A 2,485-nucleotide genomic window follows, 5' to 3' on the forward strand; every position below is an offset into this window, starting at 1 on the left:
CCCCCGCGGCACCTGGGGTGCCGCGCCAATCCGAAGGCCGCCGAAAGGCGGCGTTCGGCCATCCGAATTCCAAGAAATTGAGAGGCTCCCGTGGCCCGCACCACTCCCATCGAGCGTTACCGCAATTTCGGCATCATGGCCCACATCGATGCCGGCAAGACCACCACGTCCGAGCGCATCCTGTTCTACACCGGCAAGAGCCACAAGATCGGTGAAGTGCACGACGGCGCTGCCACCATGGACTGGATGGAGCAGGAGCAGGAGCGTGGCATCACGATCCAGTCCGCTGCCACCACCGCGTTCTGGAAGGGCATGGACAAGTCCCTGCCGGAGCACCGCTTCAACATCATCGACACCCCCGGGCACGTCGACTTCACCATCGAAGTGGAGCGCTCGCTGCGCGTGCTCGACGGTGCCGTCTTCGTGCTGTGCGCCGTCGGTGGCGTGCAGCCGCAGTCGGAAACCGTGTGGCGCCAGGCCAACCGTTACAAGGTGCCGCGCATCGCGTTCGTCAACAAGATGGACCGCACCGGCGCGAACTTCACCAAGGTCGTTGGCCAGCTGAAGGCCAAGCTGGGTGCTGTCGCCGTCCCGATGCAGCTGCCGATCGGCGCCGAAGACAACTTCAAGGGCGTGGTCGACCTCATCAAGATGAAGGCCATCCATTGGGATGAAGCCTCGCAGGGCATGAAGTTCGAGTACCTGGAGATCCCGGCGGACATGCAGGCGGAGGCCGAAGAGGCCCGTACCTACATGATCGAAGCTGCGGCTGAAGCCAGCGAAGAGCTGATGGAAAAGTACCTGGGCGGCGAAGAGCTGACCGAGGCCGAAATCGTCGAAGCCCTGCGCGTGCGCACCCTGGCCACCGACATCGTGCCGATGTACTGCGGCTCGGCGTTCAAGAACAAGGGCGTGCAGGCCATGCTGGACGGCGTGGTGCAGCTGCTGCCGTCGCCGATCGACGTGCCGGACGTGACCGGTACCGACGTCGACGATGAAACCGTTGCGCTGAGCCGCAAGTCCGATGACAAGGCGCCGTTCTCGGCCCTGGCCTTCAAGATCATCACCGACCCGTTCGTCGGCGCGCTGACCTTCTTCCGTGTCTACTCGGGCACGCTGAACGCCGGCGACCAGCTGCTGAACTCGGTGAAGGGCAAGAAGGAGCGCATCGGCCGCATCCTGCAGATGCACTCCAACGATCGCGAAGAAATCAAGGAAGTGCTGGCCGGTGACATCGCCGCGGCGGTGGGTCTGAAGGACACCACCACCGGCGACACCCTGTGCTCGCAGGACCACCCGATCATCCTGGAGCGCATGGTGTTCCCGGAGCCGGTGATCTCGATGGCCGTCGAACCGAAGACCAAGTCCGACCAGGAAAAGATGGGTCTGGCCCTGGGCCGTCTGGCGCAGGAAGATCCGTCGTTCCGCGTCAAGACCGACGAAGAATCCGGCCAGACCATCATCTCGGGCATGGGCGAGCTGCACCTGGACATCATCGTGGACCGCATGAAGCGCGAGTTCAACGTTGAAGCCAACGTCGGCAAGCCGCAGGTGGCCTACCGCGAAACCATCCAGGCCGCGGACGTCAAGTCGGACTACAAGCACGCCAAGCAGTCCGGTGGTAAGGGTCAGTACGGTCACGTCGTGATCGAGCTGTCGCCGATCACCGCCGAAGATCGGGCCGACCCGAAGATCGGGCCGCTGATCAAGGACGACTTCCTGTTCATCAACGACATCACCGGTGGCGTGATTCCGAAGGAATTCATTCCGTCGATCGAAAAGGGTCTGCGCGAAACCATCACCAGCGGTCCGCTGGCGGGCTTCCCGGTCGTGGACGTCAAGGTCAAGCTGGTGTTCGGCTCGTACCACGACGTCGACTCCTCGGAAATGGCGTTCAAGCTGGCCGCCTCGATGGCCTTCAAGCAGGGCTTCTCCAAGGCCAAGCCGGTCCTGCTGGAGCCGATCATGAAGGTCGAGATCGTGACCCCGAGCGATTACCAGGGTGACGTGATGGGCGACGTGAGCCGTCGTCGCGGCATGCTGCAGGGTTCGAGCGTGACCGGTGACGGTTCGGCTGAAATCATCAATGCGATGATTCCGCTGGGTGAAATGTTCGGCTACGCGACCTCGCTGCGTTCGCAGACCCAGGGTCGTGCAACGTTCACGATGGAATTCGACCATTACGAGCCGGCTCCGTCGAACATCGCCGAAGCCGTGGTCAAGAAGTCCTGAGCATAAGCTCAGGACTCCACCTCATTCTTTTCTGATATCCAAGGTATACAACAATGGCAAAGGGTAAGTTCGAGCGCACCAAGCCGCACGTCAACGTCGGCACCATCGGTCACGTCGATCACGGCAAGACCACGCTGACCGCTGCACTGACCAAGATCGGTGCCGAGCGCTTCGGTGGCGAATTCAAGGATTACTCCGCGATCGACGCCGCGCCGGAAGAAAAGGCACGTGGCATCACGATCTCGACCGCGCA

2 protein-coding genes are annotated in these 2,485 nt (G+C 62.3%); both read left to right on the plus strand.

Going from position 1 to position 2,485, the window contains the following annotated elements:
* Positions 1-90 precede the first annotated feature (90 nt).
* On the plus strand, positions 91-2,232 hold the full coding sequence (fusA, locus tag HMPREF3113_RS13155; RefSeq protein WP_019186123.1) for an elongation factor G: 2,142 nt from the start codon (positions 91-93) through the stop codon (positions 2,230-2,232).
* Positions 2,233-2,285: 53 nt separating this feature from the next.
* A partial coding sequence (locus HMPREF3113_RS13160) for a GTP-binding protein (RefSeq protein ID WP_240790714.1) occupies positions 2,286-2,485 on the plus strand: 200 nt, incomplete at its 3' end.

The organism is Stenotrophomonas sp. HMSC10F06 (assembly GCF_001807865.1).
Taxonomy (GTDB): Bacteria; Pseudomonadota; Gammaproteobacteria; order Xanthomonadales; family Xanthomonadaceae; genus Stenotrophomonas; species Stenotrophomonas bentonitica_A.